This window comes from Pseudomonas sp. WS 5503 (assembly GCF_012985385.1).
GTDB lineage: Bacteria > Pseudomonadota > Gammaproteobacteria > Pseudomonadales > Pseudomonadaceae > Aquipseudomonas > Aquipseudomonas paracarnis.
In genome coordinates this window covers 78,539-91,872 of sequence record NZ_JAAQWI010000015.1, presented here as the reverse complement: position 1 = coordinate 91,872, position 13,334 = coordinate 78,539, and the positions used below count along the sequence as shown (strand labels likewise).

Sequence of the window (13,334 nt, the reverse complement as noted above, 5' to 3'; positions counted from 1 at the left end):
CGAGTGTTTTGCCTGCCTTCAGCAGCACCTTCTACTGCTTCAGAAGGTGCTGCCGTGACACTCACTCCGCCTGCTTGAGCTCCGGATCCGTAGCCACATTTTCTGCTACTGGAGCCGAGGCCTCCGCTACAGCCGGGACTTCCGGTACGGCGACAGCTCGGGGACGCTTCCCACCAAGAACAAACTTTTCAGTCGGGAAGATGGACGAAATCTTCCGAATCGCGTTTTCCAGGTAGACCCCAGGCGTGCTGTAGTCACGACTGTAGCGACCGGATTCAGAGTTCACGTACCAGGTGTGCTTTTTGCCATCAAACTCACACCACATTTCACCTGCAATCCGTGCTGGCTGGAGGCCCGTCATGCTTGGATGGCCAAGCACCACTGGGTGGGTGATGTCTTCAGCGACGTGGAAAATGCCATCCTTGCCGATTGCCCAGATCAGGTTCCGGTACCTGTCCTTCGATATCGCACCGAACAGTGTCCGAAGAAGCTTTTCAGAAGGGTCGTAGAAGCTCTTCGTCGTGCGGTTCTTACCCTCGCCAGTGTCCGAGACTTCGTCATCCTTCAAGTAGTTAGGTGCCCGAAGCGCCCCGTACTTTTTCTGCAGATTACCGGCGTAGTCATCTGCACGTCGCTTCAGGCTTTTCAGGAATGCGTTATAGAAATGCGGCTGCTCAGGTGGATCAAGCTTGCCCATGATCTCCTTGAAGGCCTCCAGCGTGATCCGACCGTAGATCAGATCGAAGATGAACACGCCGGAGATGGCGTTGCCCGAAGGAATGTCTGTAGCGTCAAGCAAAATCCGGAAGGTCTGGTGGTCGCCCCACAGGAAGTCGATCTGCCATTGCCACCGAGCAATGTGGCTGGTCAGAAACTTGATCTTGTCCTGCTCCCACATTTCCACCGTTTTCTCGTCGACGACGTGCTTGAAGTCGCCATTCACCAGCGAGTTGCCCAACTGGCTCGTGGCATCGAACGCAAGCAGCCCCTGTCGCGCCTCTGAAACGGTGACCAACTGGATGGTATGGCCTGTGGGTTGGTTTTCGATACCCAGCACTCGGCTGATGTTGCTCATCCACTTGTCGATCTCAACGTTAATCCGCTGAGCAGTCTTGTAAGCATAGGTGTACGCCAGTCGCGCCTTCTTCGCGGCTAACGCAATGGAGACTTCTGGAAGCAGAAACTCGTGGGCTTTTTTCTCCCAGACGCCGCTGTCACTGCGCTTGGAAATCGCAATCACCCAGGTGTCTGCCATCCCCGGTGGCGTGTCCCTGCCGAGAAGTTTTTTGAGGGTAATGATCTGCGCACGCGCATACGGGCCGAGGCGGTCATCGTGCATGTAGATCGACCGAACCCCATCCCGGAAGTCATACCCGAGCAGCGTTATCGCATGGCCGCCCCGAGCCACGATGTCCCACTTTTTGTCGGGAGTACGATTTAGGCCGTAAACCATACCCGTGAGGATGACGGGCAAGTTGCTGTCGACATGTGCGGCCACGTAGTCAGCGAACCAATCTGAAGAGCGCTCTCTCAACTGAGTCGTATGGTACCGAAGCCCTTCGGCATCGAGTGCACGCTGGATCTGCTCATTGCTGAGCTCATGGTTGGGGAACCCGTTGCCGGAGCTGTCCTCAAGGTCGAGTGCAGTCATAGTGATCTGACTGCAGGAAGTGACGCTTCTGACATCTCGCCCGGGGAAACCGTGGAGCGCCGTCCACACGGCGGTCGTCGCACAGGCTGCAACGACCTTGTCTTGCTCCTGGAAAGCAATGGAATCGACGTAAAGGTCGATGCCGAAGAGACTGACGTCATAACGCCGAGCGATCTTTTTGCGGACTCCCGCACCCATGTTGGGCTCACCCACTACCCGCAGGCACGTCTTGCCCACGAAAGTCTTAGTCAACGGCTTTACGACCATGAAGCCTAGGTAGTTTTCTTGGAGAAATTCGGCAGTCAGCGTAGCGCTGGGCCGTCCAAGGAGCAGATCGTCCATGTCCTTGTGGCTGATGCGGCACTTGAAGAAATGAAGGCGCGAGCAGATGTAGCCATCGTTGCCAAAGCGCTTGACGTAGTAGTTCGAGAAGTCCTCCAAGAACTCGCGGTCAATGTACTCGGGCTCCAGCAGAACACCTTCTGCCCCCAGCTCCTTCAGGTACTTCAAAAGGTACGAAACCTGAGGTTTGGAAAAGATGTCCGCGAAATCAGCATCGAAGCTTTCACGGATCAAGGCACTCAACGTTGCTTTTTCGAATTTGGAAACGAGGTATGGAGTCATTGTTATCGCGCAAAAAAAAGCAGCCTAGAAGGCTGCTTTCTTGAAAAGGTTAGACTTACAGGCTGCAGGTACGGCCCAGTAGTTCGCGGTTCATCTGCTGAGCAGCGAAATCTTCAGCTGCACGGCGGTTGAATTCTTCCGAACGGACGCGGGCAGCCTTCAGTCGCTCTTCGCGATTGGCCCCCATACGCTTACGCGTTTCCTCGAACAGACGCTCCAGGCCCATACTTTCCCTCCCCAAGTCGGTATTTTTCACTGTATCTACAGCCTCTCTCCAATGCGCGACCACTGGACTGCGACGTGGTGCTCGGCGCTTGCGGCGGCGGCGCGGATTATCGAGTCCGCTTACCTAGCTCACAAGCACTACCTTTTGACAGCCGACCAGCGGCATATTCGACTGTAGAACAGACCGAGCAGAAGCTCCAAGGTTCACGACAAAACAGTCTCAAAATCTGTCGAACGGTAGCGTAGCCACCGACCAGCATTCACATGGAAATCTGGCCCGCGCTCGCCTGCTGTGGGAGTTGCAGCTCTAAAACCTCCACGCAGGGAGGTGCCTCAGCAGGGCGAATTCATTGGATGAACCGAGTATGGCACATGGCAATCATACACTTAAAGTGTAAGTTCCACTTTTTTTAGCACCATAATGGTGCGCTAATCGGAGGTATCACGGCCCCACTTCGGTGGCTGGTCATTTTGCGTGATAGCTCTGAGGTAGGGTTTTTCGAGGGGATCGAGGGGCCCATTGCGTCCATTGCGGGCCCTCTTCCCTTAGGTAAATGAGTGAGGCCGTCAGAGTCCGAGCCACGCCTTGATCTTGGTGATCAGCGACGTTGCCTCGGTTGGCTGCTGGGATGGAGGGACAGGCTGACGAACCAGATCCTCCACTGGCCTTGGTGATTGCCGACGTGCTTTCGCTTCGGCATCACGTTTGCGCCCGGCGTTGATCGCCGCCTGGGACATATCGCCTGCCCACTCGATGCGGCCAGACCGTACCCAGTAGTGAGAGCGGCACTTGAACGACCAGTTGCCGATAGAAGGTTTGAGCGACACTGTTTCACCATCGAATGACATCTGCCAATCGGTTGGTGAAAACGGGGTGATCACCTTGTATCCGCAGCCACAGGCACACAGGTGCGCTGCAGTTGCGAACTCCATCGCCAGGTAAAGCTCACCGGGCTCCAGCTTTTGCGGAAAGCTCTCAACGAACTGAGGCGTGAGGCTCTTGATGGTCATGGGCGCTCCTCGCTGTTGCCCATCTCGTTCAAGTTGGTCGAGTAGGTGAAGTGGTCGGCCTGGACTTGGTCGACGTAGAACCCGCAGAGCCGTTTCCAGGTGCCAACTGCGAGTACCGCGTTGAGGGCATTCAGGTCAGCGATCTGAATGTTCGAGCGATAGGCATCCTCTGCAGAGTTCTCGGTGAGCGGCATGGTGCGATTCGCGTGCTCGTGATGCCCTGACGTGAGCGTCGTTACGCGGCACATCCCCCAGACCTGTTGCGTATCGCCCACCAGGTGGACACCCATGCCGACATCAAGAAGCGAGGTTCGCGTACCTCGGAGTGCCTTCACCACCAAATCCCGCACGGCAGCGTTATCGACACTGAGGAATACGTAGTCGAAAGCTCCCAGCTCAGCGACATTCCCTGCAGTGACCATGCAGGGATGGGTACTGATGCTGCGATGCATCTCCCCGTATTTCTCCTTGAGGTACTCCACCTTCTTCATTCCCCGCTGAAGGTCGGTGAAGGAAACAGCGCCAGGGTAGCGAAACGCATTGTGCTGCTGGAGCACATCACCATCGTACAGATGGATCTCCGCCACTGGCGTCTTAGCAACTTGATCCAAGATGTAAGCTCCGGTACCACCCAGCCCAACCACTGCTACCTTCAGCCCCTTGAACCTCCCGGTGGGTGCTCCGATACCAGCGCGTGCCGAGGCTGTGTCGGTGTAGGCGAACACCGTATCCTCCACATCGGATCGGAACGGTGCAAACGTCTTGGCAGTGACGTCCTTGTCTATAGCCTGAGCCTGGCCACTCAGAGTCGAAATGTAAATCGAGACCTTCTCGTAGTAATCGACATAGTTGCCCGCCTTGGGCTTGGCCGAGAAGAAGTGGTTCACGACCAAATCCGACAACAGCTGATTGGTACCACTGCTGTTGATGATTTGCTCGAGGGGACGCCCTTGCGAATCGCAAGGGCAGTCACCAATGAAATGTGCCGTATGGTCGCTCGGACTGATCGCTACATCAGCGGTCAGATTGAGCGCCATGACCAACACGCCTTTGCACACCTGCCGCTGAGCGTTCACGTAGGGCACATCTCGAACCAAGAGATAACCTTCTTTGGTCTCTAGGTTGTACCCCTCGTTACGCAGGCGCAGGAGGTGAGGACTACGACTTATCAGTTGGTGTGACATTGAAGTGCATCCCCTTCTTGATACGGACGTGCTGGCCATCGACCAAGTTGGTCATGGAGTTACCTTCGTGGCCTTTCGCAAACGTAACGGTGAACTGTGCGTTCGGATCCGGCACCGCTTCCGGGTAGGCCAGACGCACCACTTCCCAGTAGGTAAGGTTGCGCGAATGGACGATCACCTGTTGCGTGTTCACGAACACCTTGATGTTGATCTCCACGGCGGCAAAGTGCTCGACACCGGGACGCGCAAGATCGAACAGGTCGCGGTCTTCGATCAGCTCATCGTCATCACCTGGGATCACCAGGAAGATGTCGTACAGCTTCGGATCAACGCCGGCGAGCGACTTCAAGGTGCGCCCAGAAATGCGCTGTGCCCCCCAGTCCTGTGCCCGCCCATCAATGAGGAAGCGGAAGGTGCGATCACTTTTGAATGCCAGGAACTTCTCGATGCCAGCCTGGCGCAGGTCAGTGGTCTCACCAGGACTAAGCAGCTCCAAGTGGCCGTTGGTGAGAACCTGGAACAGCAGGTACTCGTCCATTGGTCGGAGCTCCGCAGCCTCCAAGACTTGCTGCCCGGTTGGAACAGGATCAGCGATCACCAGTGGCCGGTATTCCAGAGCATCGTTGCCGAGCTGGATTTTGTATGGGCCGTGACCCCGCACCTCGCGGCCCGCCAAGACGGCAGCGGCCACGTCCTCAACCTCAAAATCGTTCAACTGTGACATAGGGAAAATCCTCGTATCTGAACCAAATGAGCTGTTGCCTGCACAGACAACACTACCGATCTTAAAAAACGACCCGTGGGTCGTTGCCCTGCCAGACAACAGTGGACTTCAAAAAAAAGCCGCTTATCATGAGTAATGAATCGCGAGCTGTTGTCTAGCTAGGCAACAGACTACTCCCGCCCATCTGGGCATTGCAATAGGTTGGAGAAATAAATGGATTTGGCCGGGTTCATTGCAACCATGCGTGAACGAAAAGAGCTGAGCTTCCGTGACTTGGAGAAACGTGCTGGCGACTTGGATCACGCGTACATCTGGAGATTGGAGAAGGGTGATCGAGCAGCTCCGTCAGAGGACGTTGTCATGCGCTTGAGCCATGCGCTTGAGCTAGATGACCGCGAGGGTGATGTTTTCAAGCTGCTGGCCAAGTCGGTCACTGTGGAGGACTCTCTCTATCATCTGATGGTCTCTCGCACGGACATCCCATGGGAAGATTTTGAAGACGTAGCAACGATGAGCTTCAGAGGTGAACGTCCGAACACCGAAGAGGCCTGGCTCAAACGGATCGAACTCATTCAGCAAATGTAACGGTGAGAAACTTCATGGACGAAAACGTTGTGATCTCAAAGGCCAGGAAACTGTTGAAGGACGCAGGCATCAACACAGCACCTGTTGATGTGGAGGCACTTGCGCTCCACTTAGGCTTCAAGGTTTCACGTGTGGAGCTCCCCGATGGTGAAGCTGGTAACACCTTTGAAAGGCGCGGAAAAAAGCATATCTGGGTCAACGAAAATGACAGCGTTGTTCGACAGCGCTTCACTATCCTCCATGAGATTGCACACCATGTCCTTGAGCTCCCGTCCCAGCATGGTGAGAAAGTGCCTGCAGATGAGCTTGAACGGTTCACTGGGCGTCCTCAGGAAGAGATTGCATGCGACATCTTCGCTGCTGAGTGCCTGGTTCCTTGGGCATTGATCCAGCCGCTTGCAGAGGACAAGGACTTCACTCTGGAGCATATTGTCGAACTGGCAGACCACTTCCAGGCATCCCGCTCGTGTATTGCTTCCAAGTTCGCTCAAGCGTCAGAAGGTCACTTGGCCTTCGTCGTCGCGGAGGACGGCGTGGTCAAGTATTCCATTGGCTCTAAGGCCCTGCGCGATGCAAGAGTGTGGATCAGCAAAGGAATTCCCCTTCCTCAAAACTCTGCTGCAGCCAATGCGTACAAGGCCGGAATCAGCGGCCTTCATGAAGCAGACATTGAGGGGACGGATTGGAGCACCAGTGATGATGCTCGGCGGTTCGCATGCTACGAGCAAGCCACATACCACGCACCGACCAGGCAAACTCAATCGATCCTGAATTTCGAAGAACTCGAGCCCCGCCCGTTGTCGAATGGCTATCAGGCGAAACACGATGACGATGATCTTCTGGAAGAGCTGGATGGCCGCCCAGGCTGGTCTAGGTATCGGTAGTACCCTACCACCAGAGGCGACTTGCCAAAAAACGTGGAAAATCTCGAGGAGTGGCTACAAAAATACAACACTGCTCGGCTATCGCCACTACTTCGCAGGTATCTTGAGCGTTCAGGGCTCACAAAACGGCATGATGAGAAATCATACTGACATCCATAAAGGAGATGGACTGCCAGCTCCCTTATTTCAACATATCTCTTTGTACGTCTTCGCTTTGGCTTGCACTTGAAACCAAAGCATTACTAACTATCGACAAGAACGACTCTTTAGAAGCTACAGCTTCATCTAACAGGCCTTGTTTATGCAAAGAAACAAACAAAGCTATTGAGTATGCCTGACAGTTAATTGACTTTTCAGGATTAAACTCAATATCAGTGAAAGCCGAATACGACAAGATTTCATCAATCATTTCCACAGACTGCTTCTTCAGTGCATTAATATACAACCAGTCATAGAAGGCCGTACGTGGTTCAAGATCCCAGTCCATACCGTAGAAACTGAACTTCACCAATCGACCAGAGTTCTTTATTCTCTCATCGAGTTTTGCTTCGCGAGATGTCTTTCCAAACAAATCCTTAAAGGGGCCTCCAAGCTCAAAAACCTTGCTACCCTGAAAGGCGCATTCCACACTCATCGTAAAATTCTGTTTCAGGGTAGTAAAACTTAAGTTGAAGGCGCTTAGCGCTACACCTAGCTTCTCCTTGGACTTACTCGAAACCTCCAACACGTCACCGATTGCAGGCACCGCCTCCTTGGCAGCGGCGTGTAGCGAGTCAATCGACCGCTGCTTTTGAGACACCGACATCCCTGGGAACCACTTGAAGTCCACAGAGGCAGTTCGGGCAAGAGTCTTTGCCCCTGGTGTTGGAATAAAGACTGGTCTGGATGCCATCAATACAACCTTGCATATGAGCGAGAACCGAAGAACCCGCCAGTAGGGCTTTGAACCAGCAATACCCGATTACCACAAATACCAGCATGGTGGTCTCGAGTTACCTGGCTGTGGAATGCCACACCCCGGATCAGCTCTGGCTCGATCCTGTTGAAGACTAACACCTCAGCTTGAGGATCTGTAGGGTCGAAGCTCCTGAGCTCCTGCTGTTGACGGGTACTCAGCGCCTCGATCTCGTCGAACATACCTTGGAAAGCTGCCAGCGTCCGCAGGTTATCGAGTGACTGTTGAGACATATCGTTCGTAGCCGCATTTCGCTGGCAGAAGCCACAGTCTTTCGTCCACAGCACTGATTGATCAATGCCAAGCACCACCCAATCCGTGTTTGCAAGCTGACGATACTTATAAAACATCTGGTAGTTTGGAAAACCTATGGACAGCGACGTGCCGTCTAGATGCCCATCAAAACGATTTTCGTCGTTGATCACTGGGCTGCTTCGTAGCGTGCCATGCTCACTTACAGCGCGGAGACCGTGCTGCAGGATCGAAGGGAGGTTTGCGAGCCTGGTGAAGTGAAGCAGTAAGGGTATTGTGCGCTCCTGACTGTAAGCCTCTATTTCAGGTCTTGGCATAGCGGTACCTACGAGGTTATGTGGGATACCTCAAGGCTAGTCAAGCAATATGAAACTGTAGTGGCTTAGCGCTATGATTAATGTAACGAATTGCGTCTAACCTCAGGCCATCGCCCCCTACTGATACTATTTCACTGCTCGGCTCATGCGGGACTACCAGCAAATCCGTTCTAGGCCAACCGTACGGTATGTTGAAATGAGCGCTGAGATGTCAGGCCACTGCCGGTATCTGCAGTTGGCCTAATCCGGCAATACCCTTCAGTCTAAGTCGATCTGACCGCTGATGCAGGTTACTGCGCTACCACCAACCTGGATTGAATCATCCTCAATCAAAAGGTAAATCACACCTGCACGCCCCACGATTGCGCCCTGGCTCGCCTGTATGTGCTTGCCAAAAAACTCAGTCTATTTGGTATGACGAATGAATGCAGCCATCGCACCGTTACCACTTCCACACACCGGATCTTCATTTACCCCGCAGGCAGGTGCATAAGCACGTACCTCGACATCCGAGCCTGCGCCGTCCTGATACTCACCAAAAGTTAACGACGCCCGTGGCTCTAGCGTCGAGCCAATGGCATCTGAATGTCGCAGTACACAGTGTCATCGTCGTCTTTTACCATGCCCGTCACTCACTCAATCTGTTCCTCGTTTGTATCTCGCAGCCCTATGCTGCTCCAGGTGCCGCATCTCAGCTTCCCATCTAGCCAGGAATTTATCCCAGTCCGTTGCGTAAGGCCCGTCAACTATCCTGGTAGATCCGATGCTCGCCTGCAGGAAACGCTCTCTCCATGGCTGAGGAATGGTTATTTCCAAGACGATATCGATGCCGCAGTTGTGATGCTGCACCGGGACAGAGGCACGAACTTCATTGAGTTCGAGTGACTCACCCATTGAGGGCGTGCCGCTTCGCTCCTGGTCGTCGAGGTCATCAAGGATGGCTAAGGCGTCAGCTGCCTCGGGGTCACCTGGAAGGAATCTGGCAATCTCCCATAGCGCTCTCCGCCTAGTGTGCTCAAGCTTTCGGAGTTCATCGTGGGTCATTTCAGTCTCTTTCAGGTCGGTTGAAGCTGGGCTGCGGTAGTGGCGTGCCGCCGCTGGCGGAGGGCTGTCGTGAACCGAACCGTGGCAAGCCACGTTTCGGCCCTACGGGCTTTCATCCCGCACGCCTGCGCGCTCCGCTTGCTTGGTGCTCGCATGGCCAGGGTATCTGGCGCAGCACCTGGATTCTGAATGCTATTTCTAGTGGGTGCGGCAACGTTGCACTCAGCTTGCAGGAAGCCCACTTTAGCTACAACCAGATGAGTTAGATCCAGTCTTCTTCACGTAAGTGACACATGTGCTCTCTCCATTGAACGTAGTCATTGGCACTAATCTAGCGCAGTGATGTATCCCAATCCAGCCCAGGAAGGTCTGAGGCTGGATTGACTCGGATGCTTGAAGGAAAATGCGCAAAAAAATCAGAAGATTTATGACGCCTGTAGGCCAGCTACGTCGGGGGCTCAAGCACGCCACGAAATCCATAAAAAATGTCGATGTCCCTACAGACAAGGAGATGCGAATGACGATCACAGAAATCATTCCGACGCCTTCGGCAAGAGCGCGCGGATATACTGCGCTTTACGTTTGATAGCGCCATGTTATGAATCTGACTGATGCCACGCTCGTACTGCTCCTCGCGGCACGCATCCATGGAACAGACGAAGCCATCAGAGCATCCGCGAAAAATGTGGTGAAGAAATTACCAGGCGGTAAGCGTGATCTGATCTACAAGGTGATCGACAGCCGGACTCCGCTAGACTTGGTTAACTATTTGTCACAGCACCTGGATGACTGACCCATAACCCATAGGTAGGTCGCCTGCCCTCTGCCACTCGTCGATAGTGGCTTGCGACAGGAGCGCTGAGAAATTCCTTTGCGTTCAGGGCGTGCCCCCTTGGGGTCGGCTCTCGTAAACCTAACCCGAGCGGTGCCCGCTGGTGTCTGGGCCCTCCGGGCTTTCATCCTCACGCCTGCGTGCTCCGCTTGCTGGAGCAGCCTCACGAAGCGCACCTAGATTCCTGCTGCGCTCAGGTCTCAGCGACTTGGTGGCTGACGCCCCAGGTTTTCCACGCTCTCAAAGCACTGGTCGACTGGTAGAATTAGGCCAGCTACACATCCCCCACGAGAAATCACATGAACCCAGAATTGACTGAGGAAGAGATGCGCCGAGCGCTCTTCGGCAGCCCCGCGCCAGCAGAACAAATTATTGCCTCTCCGGTACAAGCTCCTCCGCCAGAGATCACGCCAGCTCAACCGGTATTACCGCCGCAGAAAAAGAAGGTCGCAAAGACATTCACGCCACGCTTGAAAGTGACCCTGCGCGTCGGCAACGAGTTTGAAGGCAAAACACACGAGATGACCCACGAGGCTGATACCCTGAGTACGCTCCTGGCAGAGCAGGAAGCGGTCAAAGTGGCTAGGAAGAAATATCGATACGTGGAAGTGGTTTCGGTGAAGTCGATGTAGAACGTCAAAGTTGTGACTGATAGTGCCGTAGTTGCAATGCTTTCTACCCAATTCTATCCAGGGTTCACGCCAAGACAGTTGATCAGTTCCTTGCGCAGTTCGCCGACCGGCAGGGCATAGATCGCGTTATAGATCGTCTCGCGGCAGACGTAAGCATCTCTAAGGCTGGGACTGTTCATGCTGCGTAGCTTGCTGGCAAGCTGCTCGCGAGACAAACGCTCGCGCAGCATATGGGCCACCAACTCGAAGCGTTCACTACCCGGCAAAAGTTATCGCATTGGTCGACAGGTTTGACGCGGGCTTGCATCTGTTGCTGGGCCACACGGGCTGAGTAACGACCACTGATCTGTCGATTGCGGCGCAATTCCCGGCTGATGGTCGAGGGAGATCATTCGATCAGCCGAGTAATCCCACCCTGGCTGAAGCCCTGGACATGACCGATTTGAATGGCGGCGCGTTCTTAGACGCTGAGATCGTTCTAGGAAATGAGGCAGCACCGTACTGGAAAGGTCAGGTGTTGCCGTTGCACTCAGCTTTTGCCGCCGCCCACCACAGTGATTGAACCATAGGGACTTGTAATCCGCTCCCAAGCGTTGCGCTTGTCTTCACCAGAAGATCCCAAAGGAATTTATTATCAGAGGATAAAAACCATAAAATTTTCACTCAAGTTTTTGGGTTTCCCTCCGTTTTATATATTAAAGCATTTTTATAAATGGATTAGCCTATGAGCTGCAGAATACCCCCAAATACCTTCGTTACTATCACAAATTCAATCTGTGAAATATCAGTAGCTTCCTTCACATCGCCGCACTTACCAGTACCCAAAGTTGCTGATGACGACAATAGTTATGGAGTTCTTCTAGAAAGAGATTCTGAGCACAAGGTATACATGAAAATCGGCGATGAAAAGTTTTGGTTAACGACCGATCAAGCTATGGCCCTGGCTTCGAAAATGATAGAGATCACGAGTGCCGAATATTTAACCCAGCAAGCCCTCAGGATAGCGCGCGTTGAACAGCATTACGCAGATCAAGATGAGCGGGATGGCATAGCAAATGCTGAATAACGTATAGATGCTTCAGAGTGGGATGTACTTGCACCCTTGCCTATCCGTCATTTGAGTGGTTGCGTGCCCTACGGGGCCGGCTGGCGTGAACCACGCCCCTGCTAACGCAGGATCTTGGCCCTGAGGGCTTTCATCCGTCACGCTTGCGCGCTCCGCTCGCGCGGCACGACCTCCTCCATATGTTATCCGAAACTCAGAAATGGAAATGAATAAGAAGCGAGTACCAAAGCCAGTTTTTACGGTGTTGCCTTCGGCAGATGGCTGTCGTGAAGCCGGCTCGTTTGCAGCGGCGACAGAGGCCGGCTCATGCATGGAAAAAGTGTCGGAGAAAAGGGTTCGTGCGAGCGAGACCTAGGTCGCTCAGACGAGGTGATCTGTCAGCATTTTTTGCACGGAAAACCTGCATAAAAATACGTTCTCTTGCCGAGTATACTGTGGACAGATCTCGAAACGGTATGTTGATAGCATACCGTAACTCATTGATAGCAAAGGATTGTCTCTGAATTATTTCTCAAGATCACCTTGCCAGATTGCCAGAGGTGATCTTGACTTCTCCACACCACGGAGGAGAACCGCCATGCCCCTGTCGACCCTTTTTCATCCCGAGTCTGTCCCCGTCGAACTTGACGAGGTGACCAGCTATCAGGTTTTCAGTTGCCCGCAATGGAAAAGCCCGAACCTTGATCTGATGCCCGAGGCAGCCAAGCAGCGGTTCGCGGTTATGTACCACGTGCCGTTGGAGGAGACCTTTGTAATTCACACCCTGGAACGGGCGTACCTTCGAGGCGCCCTGTCTGGAATCAAGGTGGTCGCAGCATACAAAGACAACATCAAGCTATTTTTGAGCAGCGAGGTGACGGGCAGCAGCTTTGCCACCATCGAGTCATTGTGGCTTGAGATCATCGATACCGATTGGAATCAGCGGCTGATGGCAGATTTCGGCAACGAGCATGAAGTCTATTCGGGCCGCTCCGACTTCGTGTTTTGGATGGCTGTGAAAGAAATCCTTCAGTCCAATACTCTCGGACTTGAAAAATATGAAGTCATTTCCAGCGATGACTACTCAGATGACATGATCGACGACTTTGAAGTTTTTTGAACATTCCGCCAGGACATTGACACCTCGTCCCTTGCGGATCCCTGGCACTTCAAAATTTGTGCGAAGAGATGTGGGTTGGTGGAAATCTGGGAAACTACACGTGCCATTTCAATATCCGGCCTTCCTTGGTCTACGCGCATTACCTGGATAAAAATCAGGCGCGTGACGGCTCTTGCAATCGTCCCGGCCTTGAATCAGTTTGACGGGATCCGCAAGAATTTTTTGCCGTAACCACACCGACGTGGTGAC

General features: G+C 53.6%; 15 protein-coding genes and 1 pseudogene. 7 read left to right on the top strand and 9 right to left on the bottom strand.

Annotation, left to right across the window (positions count from 1 at the left end; genetic code table 11):
- Positions 1–61 precede the first annotated feature (61 nt).
- The 5 genes from HBO10_RS29175 to HBO10_RS29155 form a co-directional block, all read right to left on the bottom strand.
- The gene (locus HBO10_RS29175) at positions 62–2,275 is read right to left on the bottom strand and encodes a hypothetical protein (RefSeq protein WP_262378138.1); all 2,214 of its coding nucleotides are present in this window, start codon (positions 2,273–2,275) and stop codon (positions 62–64) included.
- Between the two features lie 55 nt (positions 2,276–2,330).
- A complete protein-coding gene (locus tag HBO10_RS29170; RefSeq protein WP_155953452.1) occupies positions 2,331–2,501 on the bottom strand; it encodes a hypothetical protein in 171 nt (56 codons plus the stop codon).
- Positions 2,502–3,067: 566 nt separating this feature from the next.
- Positions 3,068–3,511, bottom strand: coding sequence for a DUF6527 family protein (locus tag HBO10_RS29165; RefSeq protein ID WP_169922215.1), 444 nt, complete (start codon positions 3,509–3,511; stop codon positions 3,068–3,070).
- Positions 3,508–4,695 (bottom strand): ThiF family adenylyltransferase, encoded by a 1,188-nt coding sequence (locus tag HBO10_RS29160; protein WP_169922214.1) that lies wholly within the window; start codon positions 4,693–4,695, stop codon positions 3,508–3,510. Before HBO10_RS29160 ends, HBO10_RS29165 begins: the two co-directional genes overlap by 4 nt.
- A complete protein-coding gene (locus HBO10_RS29155; protein ID WP_169922213.1) occupies positions 4,670–5,419 on the bottom strand; it encodes a multiubiquitin domain-containing protein in 750 nt (249 codons plus the stop codon). Before HBO10_RS29155 ends, HBO10_RS29160 begins: the two co-directional genes overlap by 26 nt.
- Positions 5,420–5,632: 213 nt before the next feature.
- On the opposite strand from HBO10_RS29155, the gene HBO10_RS29150 reads away from it, so the two are divergent.
- Both HBO10_RS29150 and HBO10_RS29145 read left to right on the top strand, forming a co-directional pair.
- Positions 5,633–6,004, top strand: a complete 372-nt coding sequence (locus HBO10_RS29150) for a helix-turn-helix transcriptional regulator (protein WP_169922212.1) — start codon at positions 5,633–5,635, stop codon at positions 6,002–6,004.
- Positions 6,005–6,018: 14 nt separating this feature from the next.
- Positions 6,019–6,888, top strand: coding sequence for an ImmA/IrrE family metallo-endopeptidase (locus HBO10_RS29145; RefSeq protein WP_169922211.1), 870 nt, complete (start codon positions 6,019–6,021; stop codon positions 6,886–6,888).
- Between the two features lie 181 nt (positions 6,889–7,069).
- On the opposite strand, the gene HBO10_RS29140 is transcribed toward HBO10_RS29145, so the two are convergent.
- From HBO10_RS29140 to HBO10_RS29125, 3 genes are all read right to left on the bottom strand, one after another.
- Positions 7,070–7,780, bottom strand: a complete 711-nt coding sequence (locus tag HBO10_RS29140) for a hypothetical protein (RefSeq protein ID WP_169922210.1) — start codon at positions 7,778–7,780, stop codon at positions 7,070–7,072.
- Positions 7,780–8,412 (bottom strand): DarT ssDNA thymidine ADP-ribosyltransferase family protein, encoded by a 633-nt coding sequence (locus HBO10_RS29135; RefSeq protein WP_169922209.1) that lies wholly within the window; start codon positions 8,410–8,412, stop codon positions 7,780–7,782. Before HBO10_RS29135 ends, HBO10_RS29140 begins: the two co-directional genes overlap by 1 nt.
- Positions 8,413–9,048: 636 nt before the next feature.
- A complete protein-coding gene (locus HBO10_RS29125) occupies positions 9,049–9,456 on the bottom strand; it encodes a hypothetical protein (RefSeq protein ID WP_169922208.1) in 408 nt (135 codons plus the stop codon).
- A gap of 598 nt (positions 9,457–10,054) precedes the next feature.
- On the opposite strand from HBO10_RS29125, the gene HBO10_RS29120 reads away from it, so the two are divergent.
- A complete protein-coding gene (locus HBO10_RS29120; protein ID WP_169922207.1) occupies positions 10,055–10,249 on the top strand; it encodes a hypothetical protein in 195 nt (64 codons plus the stop codon).
- 338 nt (positions 10,250–10,587) lie between these two features.
- Positions 10,588–10,920 carry a hypothetical protein gene (locus HBO10_RS29115; protein WP_169922206.1) on the top strand — a complete coding sequence of 111 codons (333 nt, stop codon included), beginning with the start codon at positions 10,588–10,590 and terminating at the stop codon, positions 10,918–10,920.
- 71 nt (positions 10,921–10,991) lie between these two features.
- Here HBO10_RS29115 and HBO10_RS29110 read toward each other — a convergent pair.
- Positions 10,992–11,368 (bottom strand): annotated as a pseudogene (locus HBO10_RS29110) (helix-turn-helix domain-containing protein); the annotation flags it as partial.
- Between HBO10_RS29110 and HBO10_RS31690 the strand changes: the two are divergent.
- The 3 genes from HBO10_RS31690 to HBO10_RS29100 all read left to right on the top strand — a co-directional run bounded on the left by HBO10_RS31690 (position 11,354) and on the right by HBO10_RS29100 (position 13,085).
- On the top strand, positions 11,354–11,482 hold the full coding sequence (locus tag HBO10_RS31690; RefSeq protein ID WP_346343138.1) for a hypothetical protein: 129 nt from the start codon (positions 11,354–11,356) through the stop codon (positions 11,480–11,482). The pseudogene HBO10_RS29110 and the gene HBO10_RS31690 overlap by 15 nt on opposite strands.
- A 327-nt stretch (positions 11,483–11,809) precedes the next feature.
- Positions 11,810–11,986 carry a hypothetical protein gene (locus HBO10_RS29105; protein WP_169922205.1) on the top strand — a complete coding sequence of 59 codons (177 nt, stop codon included), beginning with the start codon at positions 11,810–11,812 and terminating at the stop codon, positions 11,984–11,986.
- 577 nt (positions 11,987–12,563) lie between these two features.
- Positions 12,564–13,085: a hypothetical protein gene (locus HBO10_RS29100; protein WP_169922204.1), complete on the top strand. Its 522-nt coding sequence runs from the start codon at positions 12,564–12,566 to the stop codon at positions 13,083–13,085.
- Positions 13,086–13,334: the final 249 nt, after the last annotated feature.

What these genes read in the sequence shown, in the direction of transcription:
- HBO10_RS29175 (WP_262378138.1), bottom strand. Translation starts at nt 2,275, where the DNA reads ATGACTCCATACCTCGTTTCCAAATTCGAAAAAGCAACGTTGAGTGCC.
- HBO10_RS29160 (WP_169922214.1), bottom strand. Translation starts at nt 4,695, where the DNA reads ATGTCACACCAACTGATAAGTCGTAGTCCTCACCTCCTGCGCCTGCGT.
- HBO10_RS29170 (WP_155953452.1), bottom strand. Translation starts at nt 2,501, where the DNA reads ATGGGCCTGGAGCGTCTGTTCGAGGAAACGCGTAAGCGTATGGGGGCC.
- HBO10_RS29120 (WP_169922207.1), top strand. Translation starts at nt 10,055, where the DNA reads ATGAATCTGACTGATGCCACGCTCGTACTGCTCCTCGCGGCACGCATC.
- HBO10_RS29105 (WP_169922205.1), top strand. Translation starts at nt 11,810, where the DNA reads ATGAAAATCGGCGATGAAAAGTTTTGGTTAACGACCGATCAAGCTATG.
- HBO10_RS29125 (WP_169922208.1), bottom strand. Translation starts at nt 9,456, where the DNA reads ATGACCCACGATGAACTCCGAAAGCTTGAGCACACTAGGCGGAGAGCG.
- HBO10_RS29150 (WP_169922212.1), top strand. Translation starts at nt 5,633, where the DNA reads ATGGATTTGGCCGGGTTCATTGCAACCATGCGTGAACGAAAAGAGCTG.
- HBO10_RS29155 (WP_169922213.1), bottom strand. Translation starts at nt 5,419, where the DNA reads ATGTCACAGTTGAACGATTTTGAGGTTGAGGACGTGGCCGCTGCCGTC.
- HBO10_RS29140 (WP_169922210.1), bottom strand. Translation starts at nt 7,780, where the DNA reads ATGGCATCCAGACCAGTCTTTATTCCAACACCAGGGGCAAAGACTCTT.
- HBO10_RS29100 (WP_169922204.1), top strand. Translation starts at nt 12,564, where the DNA reads ATGCCCCTGTCGACCCTTTTTCATCCCGAGTCTGTCCCCGTCGAACTT.
- HBO10_RS29115 (WP_169922206.1), top strand. Translation starts at nt 10,588, where the DNA reads ATGAACCCAGAATTGACTGAGGAAGAGATGCGCCGAGCGCTCTTCGGC.
- HBO10_RS29165 (WP_169922215.1), bottom strand. Translation starts at nt 3,511, where the DNA reads ATGACCATCAAGAGCCTCACGCCTCAGTTCGTTGAGAGCTTTCCGCAA.
- HBO10_RS29135 (WP_169922209.1), bottom strand. Translation starts at nt 8,412, where the DNA reads ATGCCAAGACCTGAAATAGAGGCTTACAGTCAGGAGCGCACAATACCC.
- HBO10_RS29145 (WP_169922211.1), top strand. Translation starts at nt 6,019, where the DNA reads ATGGACGAAAACGTTGTGATCTCAAAGGCCAGGAAACTGTTGAAGGAC.
- HBO10_RS31690 (WP_346343138.1), top strand. Translation starts at nt 11,354, where the DNA reads ATGACCGATTTGAATGGCGGCGCGTTCTTAGACGCTGAGATCGTTCTA.